Origin of the sequence: Winogradskyella aurantiaca (assembly GCF_003362725.1) — a bacterium.
GTDB lineage: Bacteria > Bacteroidota > Bacteroidia > Flavobacteriales > Flavobacteriaceae > Winogradskyella_A > Winogradskyella_A aurantiaca.
On sequence record NZ_QKTV01000001.1, the window covers coordinates 548,477 to 566,425 of the forward strand.

21 protein-coding genes are annotated in these 17,949 nt (G+C 38.9%); 12 read left to right on the top strand and 9 right to left on the bottom strand.

Annotated elements, in window-relative coordinates; all coding sequences use genetic code 11:
* A complete protein-coding gene (locus DN064_RS02520) occupies positions 1-429 on the top strand; it encodes a DUF4296 domain-containing protein (protein WP_115461029.1) in 429 nt (142 codons plus the stop codon).
* Here DN064_RS02520 and DN064_RS02525 read toward each other — a convergent pair.
* Entirely contained in the window at positions 419-1,435 is a 1,017-nt protein-coding gene (locus tag DN064_RS02525; RefSeq protein WP_115461030.1) for an SDR family oxidoreductase, read from the bottom strand. The genes DN064_RS02520 and DN064_RS02525 overlap by 11 nt on opposite strands.
* A gap of 86 nt (positions 1,436-1,521) precedes the next feature.
* Here DN064_RS02525 and tyrS point away from each other — a divergent pair, with 86 nt between their 5' ends.
* A complete protein-coding gene (tyrS, locus tag DN064_RS02530) occupies positions 1,522-2,817 on the top strand; it encodes a tyrosine--tRNA ligase (RefSeq protein ID WP_115461031.1) in 1,296 nt (431 codons plus the stop codon).
* A gap of 101 nt (positions 2,818-2,918) precedes the next feature.
* Here the strand turns inward: tyrS and DN064_RS02535 are convergent, their stop codons facing one another.
* Positions 2,919-3,899 (bottom strand): LuxE/PaaK family acyltransferase, encoded by a 981-nt coding sequence (locus tag DN064_RS02535; protein WP_115461032.1) that lies wholly within the window; start codon positions 3,897-3,899, stop codon positions 2,919-2,921.
* A gap of 70 nt (positions 3,900-3,969) precedes the next feature.
* Positions 3,970-5,751 (bottom strand): T9SS type A sorting domain-containing protein, encoded by a 1,782-nt coding sequence (locus DN064_RS02540; RefSeq protein WP_115461033.1) that lies wholly within the window; start codon positions 5,749-5,751, stop codon positions 3,970-3,972.
* A 216-nt stretch (positions 5,752-5,967) separates the two neighbouring features.
* Between DN064_RS02540 and DN064_RS02545 the strand changes: the two genes are divergently transcribed.
* Positions 5,968-6,654, top strand: a complete 687-nt coding sequence (locus DN064_RS02545) for a response regulator transcription factor (protein ID WP_115461034.1) — start codon at positions 5,968-5,970, stop codon at positions 6,652-6,654.
* Positions 6,654-7,694 (top strand): sensor histidine kinase, encoded by a 1,041-nt coding sequence (locus DN064_RS02550; protein ID WP_115461035.1) that lies wholly within the window; start codon positions 6,654-6,656, stop codon positions 7,692-7,694. Before DN064_RS02545 ends, DN064_RS02550 begins: the two co-directional genes overlap by 1 nt.
* On the opposite strand, the gene DN064_RS02555 is transcribed toward DN064_RS02550, so the two are convergent.
* Positions 7,668-8,720, bottom strand: a complete 1,053-nt coding sequence (locus DN064_RS02555) for a glycosyltransferase (RefSeq protein WP_115461036.1) — start codon at positions 8,718-8,720, stop codon at positions 7,668-7,670. The genes DN064_RS02550 and DN064_RS02555 overlap by 27 nt on opposite strands.
* A 145-nt stretch (positions 8,721-8,865) precedes the next feature.
* On the opposite strand from DN064_RS02555, the gene trmB reads away from it, so the two are divergent.
* The 7 genes from trmB to DN064_RS02590 all read left to right on the top strand — a co-directional run bounded on the left by trmB (position 8,866) and on the right by DN064_RS02590 (position 13,454).
* A complete protein-coding gene (gene trmB / locus DN064_RS02560; RefSeq protein ID WP_115461037.1) occupies positions 8,866-9,540 on the top strand; it encodes a tRNA (guanosine(46)-N7)-methyltransferase TrmB in 675 nt (224 codons plus the stop codon).
* A gap of 3 nt (positions 9,541-9,543) precedes the next feature.
* Positions 9,544-10,176 (top strand): LysE family transporter, encoded by a 633-nt coding sequence (locus tag DN064_RS02565; protein ID WP_115461038.1) that lies wholly within the window; start codon positions 9,544-9,546, stop codon positions 10,174-10,176.
* Positions 10,176-10,511, top strand: coding sequence for an MGMT family protein (locus tag DN064_RS02570; protein ID WP_115461039.1), 336 nt, complete (start codon positions 10,176-10,178; stop codon positions 10,509-10,511). The genes DN064_RS02565 and DN064_RS02570 overlap by 1 nt, the downstream gene beginning before the upstream one ends.
* 112 nt (positions 10,512-10,623) lie before the next feature.
* Positions 10,624-11,763: an Mrp/NBP35 family ATP-binding protein gene (locus tag DN064_RS02575; RefSeq protein ID WP_115461040.1), complete on the top strand. Its 1,140-nt coding sequence runs from the start codon at positions 10,624-10,626 to the stop codon at positions 11,761-11,763.
* A 2-nt stretch (positions 11,764-11,765) separates the two neighbouring features.
* The gene (locus DN064_RS02580) at positions 11,766-12,005 is read left to right on the top strand and encodes a NifU family protein (protein ID WP_115461041.1); all 240 of its coding nucleotides are present in this window, start codon (positions 11,766-11,768) and stop codon (positions 12,003-12,005) included.
* A 61-nt stretch (positions 12,006-12,066) separates the two neighbouring features.
* Entirely contained in the window at positions 12,067-13,122 is a 1,056-nt protein-coding gene (locus DN064_RS02585; protein WP_115461042.1) for an NAD(P)/FAD-dependent oxidoreductase, read from the top strand.
* Positions 13,122-13,454, top strand: a complete 333-nt coding sequence (locus tag DN064_RS02590) for a 2Fe-2S iron-sulfur cluster-binding family protein (RefSeq protein WP_115461043.1) — start codon at positions 13,122-13,124, stop codon at positions 13,452-13,454. The genes DN064_RS02585 and DN064_RS02590 overlap by 1 nt, the downstream gene beginning before the upstream one ends.
* On the opposite strand, the gene DN064_RS02595 is transcribed toward DN064_RS02590, so the two are convergent.
* From DN064_RS02595 to DN064_RS02615, 5 genes are all read right to left on the bottom strand, one after another.
* Positions 13,451-14,200, bottom strand: a complete 750-nt coding sequence (locus DN064_RS02595; protein ID WP_232827351.1) for an SGNH/GDSL hydrolase family protein — start codon at positions 14,198-14,200, stop codon at positions 13,451-13,453. The two genes, DN064_RS02590 and DN064_RS02595, sit on opposite strands and share 4 nt — an antisense overlap.
* Positions 14,187-15,365, bottom strand: a complete 1,179-nt coding sequence (locus tag DN064_RS02600; protein ID WP_115461044.1) for an acyl-CoA dehydrogenase family protein — start codon at positions 15,363-15,365, stop codon at positions 14,187-14,189. The genes DN064_RS02595 and DN064_RS02600 overlap by 14 nt, the downstream gene beginning before the upstream one ends.
* Positions 15,366-15,428: 63 nt before the next feature.
* Positions 15,429-16,145: a tRNA1(Val) (adenine(37)-N6)-methyltransferase gene (locus DN064_RS02605; RefSeq protein ID WP_115461045.1), complete on the bottom strand. Its 717-nt coding sequence runs from the start codon at positions 16,143-16,145 to the stop codon at positions 15,429-15,431.
* Positions 16,146-16,673 (bottom strand): ribosome maturation factor RimM, encoded by a 528-nt coding sequence (gene rimM, locus DN064_RS02610; RefSeq protein WP_115461046.1) that lies wholly within the window; start codon positions 16,671-16,673, stop codon positions 16,146-16,148. It abuts the gene before it with no gap.
* A 62-nt stretch (positions 16,674-16,735) separates the two neighbouring features.
* Complete coding sequence (locus DN064_RS02615) at positions 16,736-17,236, bottom strand: 30S ribosomal protein S16 (protein ID WP_115461047.1); 501 nt, start codon at positions 17,234-17,236, stop codon at positions 16,736-16,738.
* A gap of 146 nt (positions 17,237-17,382) precedes the next feature.
* On the opposite strand from DN064_RS02615, the gene DN064_RS02620 reads away from it, so the two are divergent.
* A complete protein-coding gene (locus DN064_RS02620; protein WP_157962209.1) occupies positions 17,383-17,877 on the top strand; it encodes a DUF6252 family protein in 495 nt (164 codons plus the stop codon).
* Positions 17,878-17,949 lie beyond the last annotated feature (72 nt).

Consider the following 17,949-nt stretch of genomic DNA (forward strand, 5'->3'; position numbering starts at 1 on the left):
ATGCGAATAATAAGACTTGTCCTCGTTCTATGCATTGTGTTTTCTTGCAATAAAAAGCAACGTCCAGACCCTCCTGAAGACTTGTTGACTAAGGTGGAGATGTCCAATATTTTGTACGAAATGTTTATTATTAATTCGGCCAAAGGATCTAGTATGAAAGTACTTCAGGAAAATGGTGTGGATCCTGATAAGTATGTGCTAGAAAGGTTTGATATTGATAGTACCCGCTTTGTAAATAGCAATAACTATTATGCGTACAGTTATGATGATTACCGAGAAATAATGACCTTGATTGAGGAGCGTATTTCTGAAGAAAAAGAATACTATGAGGAGGTTCTGGAAGAAGAGCAGGCAGCGGCAAAACGAAGAGCAGATTCATTACGTAAAGTAAAACCGAAAAAAGCCAAGCCAAAAAAGCCTAAAAGTTAGCTGATTTAAACCAATTAGCAGTATCGTCAATAACAGATTCAAGGGGCTCAAATTCAAAACTTAGAGCCTCTTTTATTTTGGTGTTATCGTATTTAGTTATGGCGGTTGACGACCGTGCCATATGCTTACTTAATTGTCGACGTTTACCAAGGATTTTATGTACTAACCAATCCAATCTCCAGGCAACAGCTAAGAGGAAGGGTGAGGCCTCCTTTTTGGGTCGTGAAACACCTAAGGCATCGCAGACCAGAAATTGGAATTTTTTAAAACTTAGGTTCTCTGCCACAAGAATGAAACCTTGATTTTTAATGCTACTATCCATAAGTGAGGTCATACAATGAACCACATCCGATACACCAACATAGCCCGCAACACCATTGGTGTAATAACGCATCCCTTTGGACATTTTGTAAAAGAGACTTCCGCTGCTACCACTTTTCCAGAAACCACCACCGATAATGATTCCAGGATTGACAACAACAACATCAATTCCTTCTTGTGAGCCTCGCCAAACTTCCATTTCCGCACCGTATTTGGTAATGGCATAAACATTATTATCTTCCTCGGGGTTCCAGGCCGTTTTTTCGGTAATTAAAATTTCAGGATTAAGTTCACTTCCTATGGCAGCAATAGAACTAACGTAGCATAATTTGTTAATCTTATGAGAGATACATAGGTTAACAATATTAGCCGTGCCTTCGATGTTTACCTTACGTAACTGTTTGTATTTGTCGGGCTCAAAAGACACAAATGCTGCAGAATGATACACTTGTTTTACGTCTTTAAAGGCCTCTGTTAATTTTGGTATATCATTGAGATCTGCCTCTACCCATTCAATTTTTTCGAAATGAGAAAGACTGCAATTGGGTAAATATTCAAAAACGGTTTTTACCAAAGGAATCTTGTGTTCTCTTCTGTAGATCGCTCGAATCTTAGTATCGCGTTTTGTTAATTCTACAAGGAGATGTGCGCCAACAAGTCCTGTGCCACCAGTAACTAATATCATGGTATCTAAATTACGCTTTTTTGATTTTGTCTTTTCTCTTTTATCATGGAAATATATCTTTGCCTTTTTATTAGACGAATCAGTTTATGGCTAAAGATTTTATCGAGGAGTTGACCTGGAGAGGCATGCTGCATGATGCAATGCCCGGAGTAGAGGACCATTTAAATGAAACAATGCGCAGTGCTTACATTGGATTTGATCCAACGGCTGATTCCCTGCACATTGGAAATTTGGTCCCCATTATGCTTTTAGCGCATTACCAGCGTTGCGGCCATAAACCAGTAGCCCTGGTTGGTGGTGCAACAGGAATGATAGGTGATCCATCAGGAAAATCTAATGAGCGTAACCTCTTAGATGAAACGACATTAAGACATAATCAGGAAGCAATTAAAAAGCAGCTAGCACATTTTCTAGATTTTGATAGTAAGGCTGATAATGCCGCTGTACTCGTTAATAATTACGATTGGATGAAATCGTTTTCTTTCCTGGAATTTATTCGTGATGTTGGGAAGCATATTACGGTCAATTATATGATGGCCAAAGACTCGGTAAAAAATAGAATAACAGGTGAGGCCACGGAAGGAATGAGTTTTACAGAATTCACCTATCAATTGGTTCAGGGTTATGATTTTCTACATTTATACCGCGATATGGACTGCTCTATTCAAATGGGGGGGAGCGACCAATGGGGAAATATTACCACAGGAACCGAACTGATTCGACGAATCGCTCAAGGTAAAGGCTTTGCAATAACCTGTCCCTTAATAACCAAGAGCGACGGTTCTAAATTTGGAAAATCTGAAGGAGGTAATGTCTGGTTGGATTCGAACCGCACCTCTCCTTACAAGTTCTATCAGTATTGGATCAATAGCAGTGATGAAGATGCCGAAAAGTATATTAAAATCTTCACATTTTTAGAGGAAGAACAAATAGAAGCCTTAATAGAAGAACACAGGGAAACACCGCACTTACGCCAATTGCAAAAAAGACTAGCTAAGGAGATTACGTCAATGGTTCATTCCTCAGCTGATTTTGAAAACGCTGAAAAGGCTTCTCAGATATTATTTAGCAAATCCTTTAAAGAAGATATCGCAACATTAAGTGAAGCGTTATTTTTAGAAGTCTTTGAAGGAGTGCCACAGGCTGAAATTCCAAGCTCTGAGTTTGATGCTGGTGTGGATATGATAGCAGCTCTGGCGGCTAAGACTAATTTCCTAAACTCTAACGGAGAGGCCAGGCGCGCCTTAAAAGAAAATTCTATAAGCGTTAATAAGTCTAAGGTGAAGGAAGATTATCTTTTAAGTCATGAAGATCTTATTAATGGCAAATATGTGGTGCTTAACAAAGGGAAACGTAACACTTATATAGTCAAGGCTGTATAAAGAAAAGTGTCCCGAAGAATGGGACACTTTTACTAACCAACCAATCTACTGTAATTTTGATACCTCACAGTGATGACTTGGTCGTAAATGTTTACCTGAACTTACAAAGCCATTAAATTACATCCGCGAATATCTGAATGGTCAAAACGGCCAATGACTTGGAAATCCCCGTTTGCTTCAACCCGACCTAAATCTTGAGTAGCAATAAAACTACAAGAGTTGCTATTAGCCAGGTCTATAATGTTTAAGCCTCCGGTTTTATTGGTCCCTAATATATGAAAGGGATCTTCTGTCTCCCTTGTTAAGACTTTCATCCATGGAGGGCATTTAAAGATTCCCTGTCCTTTAGAATAGGCCTGACTTAATAGTTCTGTCATACCATATTCGCTGTGAATGGCCTCAACCCCAAACCCTTTTTGTAATAACTGATGAAGGTCTTCTCGTATTAGTTCCTTACGACGCCCTTTCATACCCCCAGTTTCCATGACGATGGTATGTTGTAACTTCTGGGGATACTTCTCAATAAAATTCAGAAGCGCAAATGACACTCCTATAAGCAATGTTGGAGTCTGATTGGATTCCAACTCTTTAAGTGTTAGGTCTAAATCTTCATGATTATAAAGATAAAACCCACTTTGAGGATGTTTGCTGGTTTTAATCAGTCCCTCTACCATATAAATTAAAGAGGACCCTTCACGCTCCAGATAACTTGGAAGCAGTCCTAAAATAGCATAGTCCTGAATGCCTCCATAAAAGTGTTGAAAACCGGAAGTATAACTTTTATGGTACAATTCCAAATCTAAGACCTCATGCTTGCTAGTGACTGAACCTGTGGTTCCAGAGCTCGTGAATGTTTTCTCTACTTGGTCGGTGCCACTTAGTATTTGCTTCGATTTAAAAAAAGAAATGGGCAGAAATGGAATCTCCTCAATAGTATTAATATCTCCAGGATGTTTGTACAACAGATCGCAAAAGGATCTGTAAACAGGATTATTTTCAAATTGAAAGGCAAAGAGTTCCATAGCAATTGTATTGAACTCTTCTTCGCTTGAAATATTAAAGACATCCCGGGTGAATTTCATGGCCCAAAAATATCAAATAAAAAAGCGCTGTAACCATACAGCGCTTTTTAAGATTATAAGAATAGTGGTCTTATTTAATCACTAGTTTTTTGGTAATGGAATTGCCATTGTCCGATATCCTTAAGATGTATAGTCCCGATTTTAGGTCAGATACATCAATTTGGTTGTTGGAAACTTGAGTGTCCAGGATCTCTTTGCCTAAGATATCATAAACGGTTATATCTAATTCAGTGCTTCCTTGATGAACTATGTTGACTAAACCATTTTCAACAGGATTTGGATAAATACTAAAATCTCTAATTTCAAATTCATCGTTGGATAATACTTCATTTGGTGCTCTTGGGTATACCTGTACTGTTCCAAAAAATTCTCCCGCCAACACTGTAATTGATGTTGGAGAATTTGGGATAAGTTCACCATCCATATTATCATTTGGATAGTTCGTTCTAAATATTAGAGGCCCGCCACTTGAGTCTGAAATGTCATAATTTGTGCTGGATGAGAAGGTATTTACACCATTACCATCGGCAAAAGTGACATCACTTATAAATACAAGTTGCGACTCATAGGTGTCAATATTATTCAATAAATCATCTATGCTTACCACTTGTGCAGATATGCTAACTCCGGTTGACGAAGGTGCACCAGGGTCGCTAGAAGGGACTAATTGTAATACATTTCCAAATTCCCCTAATTCCCCAGTTAATCCTGTAATGCCATCACCAGTATTGTATGCAGTAGTAATAATTGCACTATTGTCATCAATTAATATTCCGCCACTTGAATCTTGAATGAAAATTTGATTTCTGGAGTTCCCAGTTACAAAACTCACAATTACTTCACCTGTAATTTGGTATAAATTTCCTTGAACGCCGGCTCTCAGGCCTGCAATGTCTGCCACTTGAGACACAGATGCTATGCTAAAGCTGATGGAATCTGAATCTAAAACGCCGCCATCTACAAGGTCAACATTCACGTCAATTGCATCTCCGTCACTTAACCCATTTATGGTGAACGGACTGCTTACACCATTACTTACGGCTGGTGTACCACCATTAATTACAACCGATATGTTTACGGTTGCGCCAGGGTCATTATCTATAGAAAACTCAACATCAACAGATGTGGTTCCTGAATCAAGAACTTCACCGTCACCAGGTGAATCTATGTTAATGGCTGGATCTGTTTGCTCAGCGAAAGTTACAACATCATTGAAGGTTTGACCAATCATCAGATCATCTACTCGAATAGTTTCATTTTCATCTGAATCAGATTGTCGTAAATCAAAAGATGTAACAGAAAAAGCACCGTCAGGACTACCAGTTATTGAAGTGTCAGAGGACATTGTCGGATCAATCCATAGAGTAGCCGTACCAGTGTCTTGATTGAATCTTATGATAGCTCTATAAGTTACACCATAAGTAAGGTCTGTTGCCCAAACATCTTCAGCAGTGTTGTCATCAGAGGAAATACCAACGGAGTAGTCTCCGCCACCTGTAGGTGGAACAATATCCATTTGTGCTCTAAAGCTAAAATGAGCAAAGTATTCAAAATCAGTACCTGCATCTGAGTAGGGTGCACCTAAATCATCAACAGAGAAATCGAAACCGGCGTAAATGTCACCGTTTACAGCCGAAAAAGTAATCTCAACGTCCTCGCTTGGAGTACCATGTTGAACTACAGCTTTACCTGATTCAACCAATAAATCTCCTTCTGCACCGCTAGAATTTAACCAACCGCCATTTGGCACCAAACTACCGTCTGGATAACTAAAACTCTCGGCAACTATCACCTGTCCGAAGGAAAGCAAAGTTGTAAATAGGGATAAAATGGTAATGTAAAGTTTTTTCATAAGGATTGATTTAATTAATTAGAAGACTTAAAAATATAAAATGTTGATAAAAGTTAAACAAAATAACTTTCCATAATAATCAACAGTTGTTAAAGTATTAAAGATTGCCTACAGACTTGTTCAGCTAATGTTAGAGAATTGTTATGAATTTTAGCCAATGTAAAGGGTATCTAAGATAAGCTTTATATTTACCTGAGTTAAGCTTAATTTTACAGCGTGAAGAAAAAGGATATTAAAATACTGTTAGTTGACGATGAGCCAGATATTCTGGAAATTGTTGGCTATAATCTTGAAAGCGAAGGTTATCAGGTATACACTGGTGAAAATGGTAATCAGGCCATAGAGAAAGCTAAAAAAATCAAACCACACTTAATTATTCTGGATGTTATGATGCCGGAAATGGATGGTATTGAAGCTTGCGAACGATTGCGTGAAATACCGGATTTAGGTCAAACCATCATTACGTTTTTAACCGCGCGCGGTGAAGATTATTCGCAAGTCGCTGGGTTTGATGCTGGAGCAGATGATTACATCACTAAACCTATTAAACCTAAGGTGTTGGTGTCAAAGGTAAAGGCACTCCTAAGACGAATCAAGAATTCTGAGGGTCAGTTAGATTCCATTGTAAAGATAGGTGACCTGGTGATTAATCGCGAAGAGTACAAGATTGTCAATAAGGGCGAAGAGATAATTCTACCCCGTAAAGAGTTTGAATTACTATCTTTACTGACTACCAAACCTGGAAAAGTATTTAAACGAGAAGAGATTTTAGATAAAGTCTGGGGCAATGAGGTTGTTGTGGGAGGAAGGACCATCGATGTTCATATTAGAAAGCTCAGAGAAAAAATAGGTGACAAATCGTTTAAAACTGTAAAAGGTGTTGGCTACAAGTTTGTGGACTGATGCAAGAAAAGTTTAAAAAATCCTATAAGTTCGCGTATCGAACTTCGCTTTACATTACGCTTTTTGCAACACTCTTAGTGAGTGTTTTTTTGTTTTTTTACCACCAGCTCAACTGGCAAATTATCTTTTTTCCTTTAGTGTGTTATCCGCTCGCCTTTGCAATTATTCAATTTCGCGTAGAAAAGTTCATCTACAAACGGGTTAAGCAAATCTATGACGATTTAACTCTTTTAGAATCTACCAACTTACGGCAGCAACCTATCACCACCGATATGGGGACCTTAACAAGAGAGATTGATAAGTTTGCCAGAGATAAAAAACTGGAGATCGAGACCTTAAAGGTTAGAGAAGAATACCGTAAAGAGTTTATGGGTAATGTCTCTCACGAAATGAAGACTCCCCTCTTTACCGTTCAAGGATATATCTTAACCTTGTTAGATGGTGCTATGGACGATGAAGTCATTAGGAAAAAGTACTTAAAACGGGCTAATAAGGGAGTTGAACGTCTCATATATATCATCAAGGATCTGGATATGATCACTAAATTAGAGGTGGGTGATCTGCGCCTAAACAAAGAGGTTTTTGATATTGTGGAGTTGGTTGAAAATGTTTTTGATCTTTTTGAAATGAAAGCAGCCAAAAAGAACATAACGCTGACTTTTGACATGGATTACAGTAAGCCCGTTCTAGTAAATGCAGATAAAGAGCGTATTCAACAAGTTCTTACCAATTTAGTAGTTAATTCAATTAAGTATGGACGCGAAAAAGGAACAACGGAAGTTAGCATAGAAAACTTAATTAAGAATAAGGTTATTATTCGTGTAACCGACAATGGAGAAGGTATCACGGAGGAACATATACCTCGATTATTCGAACGCTTCTACAGAGTGGATAAAAGCGGATCTAGAAAAGAAGGTGGTTCCGGTTTAGGCTTATCCATTGTAAAGCACATCATTGAAGCCCATGAGGAAAAAATTTATGTAGAGAGCGAGCCTGAAGTGGGTAGTGAGTTTTCATTTACGCTTGAAAAGGCTAAATAAGGTAGCATAATCTACCAAGTAGTTAAGTTCATTGAAGCCTTTAAATTTTTCTATTTCTTTTAATAGGCTTAAATGAAAGCTGTCTTGTGTGGCAAAAGGTGCAATCCCATCTTCCATTAATTTTTGAGCCAGATATTCTTGTTCAAATTGCCCTGGTGTTGGAATAAAAAAGGCTTTATTCCCAAGTTTTGCCAGGTCCATCACGGTTGTATACCCAGAACGTGATAGTATTAATTCACTTGAATTAAGAGCCTCCTCCAGGTCCTTACTCGTTAAGAAATTATAAATCGTAAGGTTATTATATTCTTCTTTAGTTTGCGCACTTTCAATTTTGCCTTTTACAAAAAGACAGGGACCTTTATAATTCTCTAATTCATTTAGTAATTGCTCCTCTAGCATTGTACGCTGAGGTTCAGGCCCAGATAATAAGACCATAAGTTTATAGCGCTTAATCTGATTAGATTTAGTAAATCTGCTTAATGGACCAAGATAGCATAATGGAAGTCCCATATTATCAACATGCCCAAGTTTTCCACTTAAATTAGGGTTATCCTTTTGGTCGGGTATCCAGCATTCATTGAACTTTTCAATAATTTGTTTATGTAAAGCTGTGCTCAACCAAGTGGTTGTGCCACTTAAAACACGCAGCTGATGTGTTATAAAAACGGACGGAATGCGCTTATGTCGCACCCCAAAACGATTATCTGAAATTATGCCATCAATGTTGTATTTGCTTATGATGTTTTTAGTGGCCTTTTTTTCTTTTTTGATGGTTTTAATGAGGTGTGGTGAGTCTTTTATCAGTTTTAGTTTAAACTTCTCACCTTTGTCTGCGTAGGTAATGTTATAAGAAGGGAGCTCAACATGTGTTAAATGGGGAAATTCCATTTTAAGGAGCGCTAATGCTTGACCGTCGCTAGCGATTATAGGCTCAAAACCATGTGCTTCAAGTGATGTAATAATGGGTATGCATCTGGTGGCATGTCCAAGGCCCCAGTTTAAAGGAGCAACCAAAATTCGTTTCATGAGCAAACACTAATTGGGTATAAGATCTGTAATTTTTCAAATAAAGATACCAGAGCTTTCGTAATATTGCAGCCAAATATACAGCGTGAATGTTTCTTTAATTTTATTTAAAAATTAAAAACGCTAAGAAATAGTTAATAATACCGTGGGAAGTAAAAACAAACTAAAACGCTTTAAAGAGAATGAAAATTTCAATAATGTTTTTCAGCCAACTCGTGAGGAGCTGACTTCTGGGGTTTTTGCTTTAAAGGGTAATTGGAAGTCCAGAATTTTTAAGAATAAAAACCCACTGGTATTGGAGCTAGGCTGTGGTAAAGGAGAGTACACCGTTGGTTTGGCTAAACGTTATCCAGATAAAAACTTTATAGGTATTGATATAAAAGGGGCCCGATTTTGGCGTGGGGCAAAAACCGCAATAGAGGAGTCTATTGACAACGCTAAATTTCTCAGAACTCAAATAGAATTAATTGAATATGCTTTTGCAAAAAGTGAAGTTGATGAAATTTGGATCACATTCCCAGACCCCCAAATCAAATACAAACGAACTAAGCATCGCCTGACTAATCAAACGTTTTTAGAGCGCTATAAGAAGATTTTGAAACCAGGGGGTATTGTTCATTTAAAAACAGACAGTGAGTTTATGCATGGCTACACACTTGGTCTTTTACATGGTTTGGGTTTTGAGATAGAATATGCCAATCATCATGTCTACCACCTTAAAGGAAGCCCGGATGAAGTTACTAACATTCAAACCTTTTATGAACAGCAATATTTAGAGCAAGACAAAGCAATTACCTATATTAGATTCAAAATCCACTAAGGCTTGAATATTACATTCATCTTTTTTCTGGGCTTATTTATAGCCTTGATTGGCGTTATTCCACCAGGATTATTAAATATGACTGCTGCCAAAATTAGCTTAAAAGAAGGGCCGGGCAGGGGAATTATGTTTTCTACAGGTGTTTGTATTACTGTTTTTATTCAAACCTATTTGGCCGCCATTTTTGCTAGGTATTTATCAACCCGGCCAGATGTTATTGCTATTCTTCAAAAGGTGGCATTTGTGCTTTTCATTCTAATATCGGTTTATTTTCTGGCCATTGCCACCAAAAAGAAGGAAGAGACCATTGTTGAAGAGGAGGTTAAAAGTAAGCGTGGTCGATTGGCACATGGCATGATGCTGGCTTCATTAAATCTGTTTCCAATTCCATATCAGGCTTATATGACTATTACATTGGCTTCTTTTGGGTGGTTGGACTTTGAAAAAACCAGTATTATTACCTATGTAACAGGGGCTACCATGGGGACCTTTGTAATGCTTTATGTGTATATTTTCTTTTTTGATAAGATTAAAACAAATCCCCTCACTTCTCAAAAAAACATGAATTATGTTATTGGGAGTATCACTGGATTGGTAGCATTAATCACTTTTATAAATATTCTAAAAGACCTCTAATGAAGCCGGAAACACTTAGTTTTTTTGAACGGGTTTATGATGTGGTAAGGATGATCCCGGAGGGGAGGGTTACCAGTTATGGTGCTATTGCAAAGTATCTTGGTGCGGCAAGAAGCTCAAGATTGGTAGGCTATGCCATGAATGCCTCGCATGGAAAAGACGTACCTGCGCATCGGGTGGTGAACAGAAATGGTTTATTAACAGGGAAGCATCATTTTGAGGGAACAAACCTCATGCAGCAATTATTAGAAAATGAAGGGGCGGTTGTTGTAGATAATCAAATTAAGAACTTTAAAGCGCTCTTCTGGGATCCTCTTAAAGAGTTAAAAAATTAGGATAAAGTTGCTATAACTAAAGCAAATTTTAGCATAGATACATTTCATCTCAAGCTAAGGAAATCCAAACAATTCGAAGTATCTTTGCATTTGGAATTAATCTGAATAAGCTTTGAAAATAAATAAGCAAGATATATACAATGCTCTACGTACCATAACGGTACCTGGTGAAGGGGAAAATATGGTTGATAGTGGTGCGGTAACTAATATCATGACATTTGCTGATGAGGTAGTTGTTGATATTACAATTAAAAACCCTACACTTCAAGCGCGCAAGAAAACGGAAGTGGCTATTCTTAAAACCATTCACGATCAAGTCTATGCTAAGGCTAAGATTTCGGTTAACGTGAAACAGGAGGTGCCACCTAAGCAGGAGAAGAACGAAATAAAGGGCAAACCAATTCCAGGGATTAGTAATATAGTTGCTGTGGCTTCTGGAAAGGGTGGTGTTGGAAAATCGACGGTTACTGCAAATCTGGCTGTGACTTTAGCAAAAATGGGCTTTAAGGTAGGAGTCTTAGATGCAGATATTTATGGTCCGTCAATTCCCATCATGTTTGCCGTAGCTTCAGAGCGTCCACTGTCAGTTACTATCGATGGAAAGTCCAAGATGAAACCTATTGAGAATTATGGTGTAAAGGTTTTATCTATTGGGTTTTTTACAAAACCAGATCAAGCTGTGATTTGGAGAGGACCTATGGCCTCCAAAGCCTTAAATCAAATGATTTTTGATGCAGCCTGGGGGGAACTGGATTTTCTTCTCATCGATTTGCCACCGGGAACTGGGGATATTCATTTGAGTATTATGCAAGCCTTACCAATCACGGGCTCAGTGGTAGTAAGTACCCCTCAAAATGTGGCCCTGGCAGATGCTAAAAAAGGTGTGGCAATGTTTCAGCAAGATAATATTAATGTGCCTGTTCTTGGCATCATTGAAAATATGGCTTATTTCACACCGGCTGAACTCCCTGATAATAAATACTATATCTTTGGACAAGAAGGTGCTAAATACCTGGCTATGGATTTAAATGTACCTTTCTTAGGTGAGGTGCCTTTGGTGCAAAGTATAAGAGAGGCTGGGGATGTTGGGCGGCCGGCCGCATTGCAGGAAGGAAGTCCTGTGGCACTTGCCTTTGACCTCATTACAAAAGAGGTGGTTCAAGAAGTAGTAGATAGAAATGAAAATTTACCTGCTACAGAAGCTATAAAAATTACAACCATGGCAGGGTGTTCTGCTGTAAAAAAGAATTAATGATGAATTCACAAGAGTTACGATTAAATGTCGAAAAAGCTTTAGAAGAGATACGTCCCTTCTTACAAAGCGATGGCGGTAATATTTCTCTTTTATCCATAGAAGATGATAAGCTTGTTAAGGTCCAATTGGAAGGCGCCTGTACCAATTGCAGCGTTAACCAGATGACCCTAAAATCTGGTGTAGAAATGACTATTAAAAAGTATGCTCCTCAAATAGAACAGGTGATAAACGTTGAATAGTGACATTTGTCACAAACTCATCAATTTCACATTTATAGATTTGCAGCAAGTTTAGTCCAATATGATCACAACAGATATAATTATTATCGGAGCTGGCCCTACCGGCCTATTCGCAGTATTTGAGGCTGGTCTTCTTAAGTTAAAATGCCACCTCATTGATGCCTTGCCACAGCCTGGCGGGCAATGCTCAGAGCTTTATCCAAAGAAACCTATTTACGATATTCCCGGTTACCCTGAAATTCTTGCAGGTGATCTTACTGACAAATTGCTCGAGCAGTGCAAGCAGTTTGAACCTGGGTTTACACTTGGCGAACGTGCAGATCATATAGAAAAGCAGGACGATGGTACTTTTATTGTAACTACTAATAAAGGCACGCAACATCAAGCACCCGTTGTAGCAATTGCCAGTGGCCTAGGAAGTTTTGAACCAAGAAAACCCGATCTTCCTAACATTACCGATTTTGAAGATAAGGGAGTCGAGTACATGATCAAGGAGCCAGAAATGTATCGTGATAAAAAGGTGATTATTGCAGGTGGGGGCGATTCTGCACTGGATTGGAGTATCTTTTTGTCTGATGTGGCGGCTTCGGTAACATTGGTGCACCGACGCAATGAGTTTAGAGGGCATTTAGATTCTGTTGAGAAAGTTCAGGAATTAAAAAATCAAGGAAAGATCAACCTGATTACTCCTGCTGAGGTCACTGCTATTAAGGGTGCAGATAAGGTTGAAGCTCTGGAGATAACTAAAAAAGATGCTGATCCGGTACTGATTGAAACCGATCACTTTATTCCTTTATTTGGCCTTTCTCCTAAATTAGGTCCTATTGCTAACTGGGGCTTAGAGATTGAGAAGAATGCCATAAAGGTTAATAATGCCTTGGATTACCAAACCAACATTCCAGGGATTTTTGCCATAGGTGATGGCAATTATTACCCTGGTAAATTAAAACTAATCCTTTGTGGGTTCCACGAGGCGACTTTAATGTGCCAGGCAGCCTATAAAATTATCAATCCGGGCAAACGCTACGTACTTAAATATACAACTGTGAGTGGAGTTGATGGGTTTGATGGCACCAGAAAAGAAGCACCTAAAGCCGTAGTAAAAGCTATTGAATAATGGAACAAGACGTAGCCATAACTATAATCGATAGAGAGGGAGTTAGTCATAGCATTGAGGCTCCAACTGATATGGCTATGAACCTTATGGAGGTGGTTAGATCTTTTGAATTAGCTCCTGAAGGTACCATTGGAGTCTGTGGAGGAATGGCCATGTGTGCTTCTTGTCAATGCTATGTATTATCTGACCATGAGTTGCCTGAGATGCAAGATGACGAAGAGGCCATGTTATCTGAGGCATTTTATGTTAAGGATAACAGTCGTTTGGGATGCCAAATTCAAATGACTCCTGAAATGGAAGGACTTAAAGTAGAACTGGCACCAGAAAGTTAGTCCTCTATTAGTTTTAATCTCACTAATGGCAGTATCAGCTTAACAATTTCGCTATAGGCAATCGCTGATAAATGCAAACCATCAGCGGCAATTAATTCTGTTCTGCTTAGTCCTTCTCTGCTGATGTCAGTAATATTGATAAAGTTAACTCCTTTGTCATCACAGACAGTTTCTGCAAACCCATTATACAGGTCTATGTTAGAACTTGTTTCCACAGGATTACCCCAATTCTGCCCAAAAGGCGTAAACGCATAATCGGGTATGGAAAGCACTAAGACATTATCTGGATCGTTGCCAGCTAGAGCAATACTCTCCTCCAGTAACTGTCTAAATTCAGAATCATAAATGGCAAATGGTTGCCCCTGAAATTGATTATTAACTCCAATTAACAAGGTTACCAGATCATAAGGTTCGTTAAGATCCGTGCTGTTAATGGCGCCAAGCAAATTGGAGGTGGTCCATCCAGAGGTAGCAAGAATGTCAACAGAAGGGTCGAAAACAGGATCCGAACTAATTAGGAGGCTGTCCTTTAACTGAATTGGGAAACCACAAGACTCACAAACACTGGTGCCCACAGTATAGCTGTCACCAAGTGACAAAATATGAACTGCAATGGTATCGGCCATTTCTGGAGACCCTTCAGGCGGCGAATAGTCATTGCTGGAGCAGGAGGGAACAATTGTTACCAATAACAAGAACCAAACTCCCCAATAAAAAAAGGTTTTATGTAGCTTATTTAAACGCATTATGACCAGTAATATCCAGTCCTGTTATTAACAGATGGATATCATGGGTGCCTTCGTAGGTAATAACACTTTCAAGATTCATCATATGACGCATGATGCTGTATTCACCCGTTATACCCATACCACCTAAAATTTGTCGTGCTTCGCGAGCTATAGTAATCGCCATTTCTACATTATTACGCTTGGCCATTGAAATTTGAGCCGATGAAGCACGATTTTCGTTTTTAAGCTGACCGAGCCTAAAGGCTAGGAGTTGCGCTTTAGTAATTTCGGTAATCATCTCCGCCAACTTCTTTTGTTGCAATTGAAACGCTGCAATGGGCTTACCAAATTGAACACGCTCTTTGGCGTAACGTAAGGCTGTATCATAACAATCCATGGCTGCACCTATAGCACCCCATGCAATTCCATAACGTGCTGAATCCAGACAACCTAATGGTGCTCCAAGACCACTTTTGTTAGGTAATAAATTCTCTTTTGGCACTTTGACATCCTGGAAAATTAGTTCGCCAGTTGCAGAGGCGCGCAAGGACCACTTGTTGTGCGTTTCTGGGGTCGAGAAGCCTTCCATCTCACGCTCTACTATTAATCCGTGGATGCGTCCTTCTTCATTCTTAGCCCAAACCACGGCAACATCACAAAACGGAGAATTGCTAATCCATAATTTAGCTCCATTTAATAAGTAATGATCACCCATATCCTTATAATTGGTAACCATACCACCAGGGTTGGAACCATGATCGGGTTCGGTTAATCCAAAAGACCCCATCCATTCGCCAGAGGCTAGTTTTGGCAAGTACTTCTGACGTTGTTCTTCATTACCATATTTCCAAATAGGATACATCACTAAAGAGGACTGAACCGATGCCGTACTGCGCACACCAGAATCTCCCCGTTCAATTTCCTGCATAATGAGTCCATAAGATATCTGATCAAGACCTGCACCTCCATATTCTTCAGGGATATAAGGTCCAAAGGCACCAATCTCTGCTAGGCCCTTTATAATTTGTGTTGGAAATTCAGCTTTCTGAGCATAGGATTCGATGATTGGGGAGATGTCACGTTTTACCCATTCACGTGCTGCATCTCTAACCAATTTGTGCTCATCAGTTAGTAAATCATCAAGGTTGTAATAATCGGGAGCTTCAAATAGATCTGGCTTCATTTTTTGCTAAAATTAAAAGATTAGCAAATGTAACGAAAACGTTTTCATTGCCATAGAATGCCTCTACATTTTCAAGTAAAACTCTTTGGTTAGAGCAATGTATTGGTCAGTGTAGTTATGGCGCTCAGTTTCAATAATGAGTGTCTCTGCTTTAGTATCGCTGCCATTGAATGAAAACTCTAGGAGTTGACGTTTGGGATTGGACTCTGGGGTTCCTTTAATAACGCAACATCTGTTTAATTGTAATCCTGCAGAGTGAGCAAGTTGTGTAAAAACTTCTGCCGATTCATAAGGAATAATGGTTGCAAAACGACCGCCCTGGGATAATAAGTGCCTAACAGCATATATGAGATGCTCAAAAGGCATGGCGTCTTGAAATCGGGCCAGATCTCGTGAACTATCACCAGATTTATGACTAGGATTATAAAACGGCGGGTTGCAAATGATAAGATCAAATACATCCTCTACTTCTTCTACAAATTCCAACAATGCTGCATGATAGCAGAATAGGCGATCGGCCCAGGGTGACCCTTCAAAATTCTCACTGCATTGCTCATAAGCATCCGGGTCAATTTCTATAGCTTCAATAAAAGCATGCGATGTTCTTTGGGCCAGCATTAATGACAATAAGCCAGTGCCTGAACCGATGTCTAAAACCGTTTCAGGGAAATGTTCGACTGGAACCCAGGACCCGAGTAATACCCCATCGGTACCAATCTTCATAGCGCAGCGATCCTGCTTAATTTGAAATTGTTTAAACTGAAATACTTGTTGTGACATTTACTCTAAATAAAGGTCTATTAATCCCTCTGGTGCTTCAACGCTAATGGTTTTAGTGTCTCGATTGACCTCCTTTATAAACTGGTCGTTCATAGGAATCAGGATTTCCTGACCATCGCGATCTAATACAAATAAGGCTTGAGCCGTACTGTCATTAATTGCGATAATGGTGCCTACCTCTCCAAAATTGACATCGACAATTTGAAACCCAATAACCTCATGAAAGTAGAATTTATTCCCTTCTAATTTGGGTAAAATACTTAAGGGTAAATACAATTCCGACTTTAATAGTGCGTCGGCATCCTCCTCGGTATCTACATCTTCAAATTTTAAGCGCAGTAAATCCGATTTATGGAGTTGTGAATGTTCTATAAAGTAAGGAATAAGTCGACCACGAATATCAATAAAAATAGCATCCAGATTATCGTAAAGATCAGGATCGTCGGTATCTAGCTTAGCCAGAAGCTCACCTTTGTAACTGTATTTCTTTACAATGCGTCCTAAATAAAAACAGTCTGTCTTTTTCATGGTTGAATCAAATAAAAAACCCAGACACAAGGTCTGGGTTAAAAATATGACATTTTAAAGTCTTATTCTTCTTCGTTAGAAGCTTCAGTTTCTTCAGCAACTTCTTCCTCAACTACTGGTGCAGCAGCTGTAATTCTTGCTTCATTAACCGCTTTTTCAGCTTCAAGAGCTTTGGCCTTAGCATCAGCAGCAGCTTTAGAAATACCTTCTGCTTTTGCTTGAACTTTAGCAGCTTTTTCTTCGATCCAGGCGTTGAATTTTGCTTCAGCCTGCTCTTCAGTTAAAGCTCCTTTCTTCACTCCACCATTAAGGTGTTTCTTAAGTAAAGCTCCTTTGTAAGATAAAATTGCTCTCGCAGTATCCGTTGGTTGCGCACCATTCTCTAACCACTTTACAGCGTCATCAACATTTAAGTCAATATGAGCAGGGTTAGTGTTTGGGTTGTAAGTTCCTATTTTTTCTAGGTACCTACCATCGCGCTTTGATCTTGAATCTGCAGCAACAATCCAGTAAAAAGGTTTTCCCTTTCTACCGTGTCTTTGTAATCTTATTTTAACTGGCATAAAAATTAATTTGTGAGGTTCTCGACCTCTGTTATTAATGAGGGCGCAAAGTTATGACATTTTTTTAATTTACAGCGCTTTAGGGGTATTTATTTGGAAGTACTAAAAAAGTGTATTTTTACGTTTCAATTTTTGAAAACGAAGCAATGAAGATGTTGAAATTAAAGCGTGTATTTGGAGTGCTAATTATGATTGGTTTGCTAGTCAGTAATTGCTCAGACGTGCAGTTTAACAATCCTGCCTTTCAGGCTGATGTGAATTATGAATTGTGGCGCGCGACCTCCTTCAGTGCTAAGTATGATCCAACAGGAAATCTAGTGATCACTGGTACTAATAATTTTGAAACAGTGATACTTACATTAACATCGGCTAGTGTTGGAGTCAGGCCTCTGGGTCCAGAAAATAGTTCAAGAGCTGAGTATATCGATGGTTTTGGAACCACCTTTTCAACGGCTGTTGAACCCGATGAATCTGTCTCCGTCTATCGCGATTTGGGACAGGTGGAAATCACTTCCAGAAATGAATCCAATAATTCCTTTACGGGTACTTTTTTCTTTGAGGCGTTTGATCCGGACGGTCAAAATCCTCAGGCACTATCTAATGGTATTTTCTTTGAGGTTCAACTCAAAGAAGACCAATAAGCTTGTTCACATCTTGTGATAACTTTTAGGGCTCTAACGGCCCTTAATTGTTATATTTAAAGTTATCTTTTT

Excerpts from the sequence above, each read along its gene's own strand:
- DN064_RS02550 (WP_115461035.1), top strand. The coding sequence starts at position 6,654 with ATGCAAGAAAAGTTTAAAAAATCCTATAAGTTCGCGTATCGAACTTCG.
- DN064_RS02540 (WP_115461033.1), bottom strand. The coding sequence starts at position 5,751 with ATGAAAAAACTTTACATTACCATTTTATCCCTATTTACAACTTTGCTT.
- DN064_RS02605 (WP_115461045.1), bottom strand. The coding sequence starts at position 16,145 with ATGTCACAACAAGTATTTCAGTTTAAACAATTTCAAATTAAGCAGGAT.
- DN064_RS02585 (WP_115461042.1), top strand. The coding sequence starts at position 12,067 with ATGATCACAACAGATATAATTATTATCGGAGCTGGCCCTACCGGCCTA.
- DN064_RS02535 (WP_115461032.1), bottom strand. The coding sequence starts at position 3,899 with ATGAAATTCACCCGGGATGTCTTTAATATTTCAAGCGAAGAAGAGTTC.
- DN064_RS02600 (WP_115461044.1), bottom strand. The coding sequence starts at position 15,365 with ATGAAGCCAGATCTATTTGAAGCTCCCGATTATTACAACCTTGATGAT.
- DN064_RS02555 (WP_115461036.1), bottom strand. The coding sequence starts at position 8,720 with ATGAAACGAATTTTGGTTGCTCCTTTAAACTGGGGCCTTGGACATGCC.
- DN064_RS02620 (WP_157962209.1), top strand. The coding sequence starts at position 17,383 with ATGAAGATGTTGAAATTAAAGCGTGTATTTGGAGTGCTAATTATGATT.
- DN064_RS02615 (WP_115461047.1), bottom strand. The coding sequence starts at position 17,236 with ATGCCAGTTAAAATAAGATTACAAAGACACGGTAGAAAGGGAAAACCT.
- DN064_RS02570 (WP_115461039.1), top strand. The coding sequence starts at position 10,176 with ATGAAGCCGGAAACACTTAGTTTTTTTGAACGGGTTTATGATGTGGTA.
- DN064_RS02520 (WP_115461029.1), top strand. The coding sequence starts at position 1 with ATGCGAATAATAAGACTTGTCCTCGTTCTATGCATTGTGTTTTCTTGC.
- DN064_RS02525 (WP_115461030.1), bottom strand. The coding sequence starts at position 1,435 with ATGATATTAGTTACTGGTGGCACAGGACTTGTTGGCGCACATCTCCTT.
- DN064_RS02580 (WP_115461041.1), top strand. The coding sequence starts at position 11,766 with ATGAATTCACAAGAGTTACGATTAAATGTCGAAAAAGCTTTAGAAGAG.
- DN064_RS02590 (WP_115461043.1), top strand. The coding sequence starts at position 13,122 with ATGGAACAAGACGTAGCCATAACTATAATCGATAGAGAGGGAGTTAGT.
- rimM (WP_115461046.1), bottom strand. The coding sequence starts at position 16,673 with ATGAAAAAGACAGACTGTTTTTATTTAGGACGCATTGTAAAGAAATAC.
- DN064_RS02595 (WP_232827351.1), bottom strand. The coding sequence starts at position 14,200 with ATGCGTTTAAATAAGCTACATAAAACCTTTTTTTATTGGGGAGTTTGG.
- tyrS (WP_115461031.1), top strand. The coding sequence starts at position 1,522 with ATGGCTAAAGATTTTATCGAGGAGTTGACCTGGAGAGGCATGCTGCAT.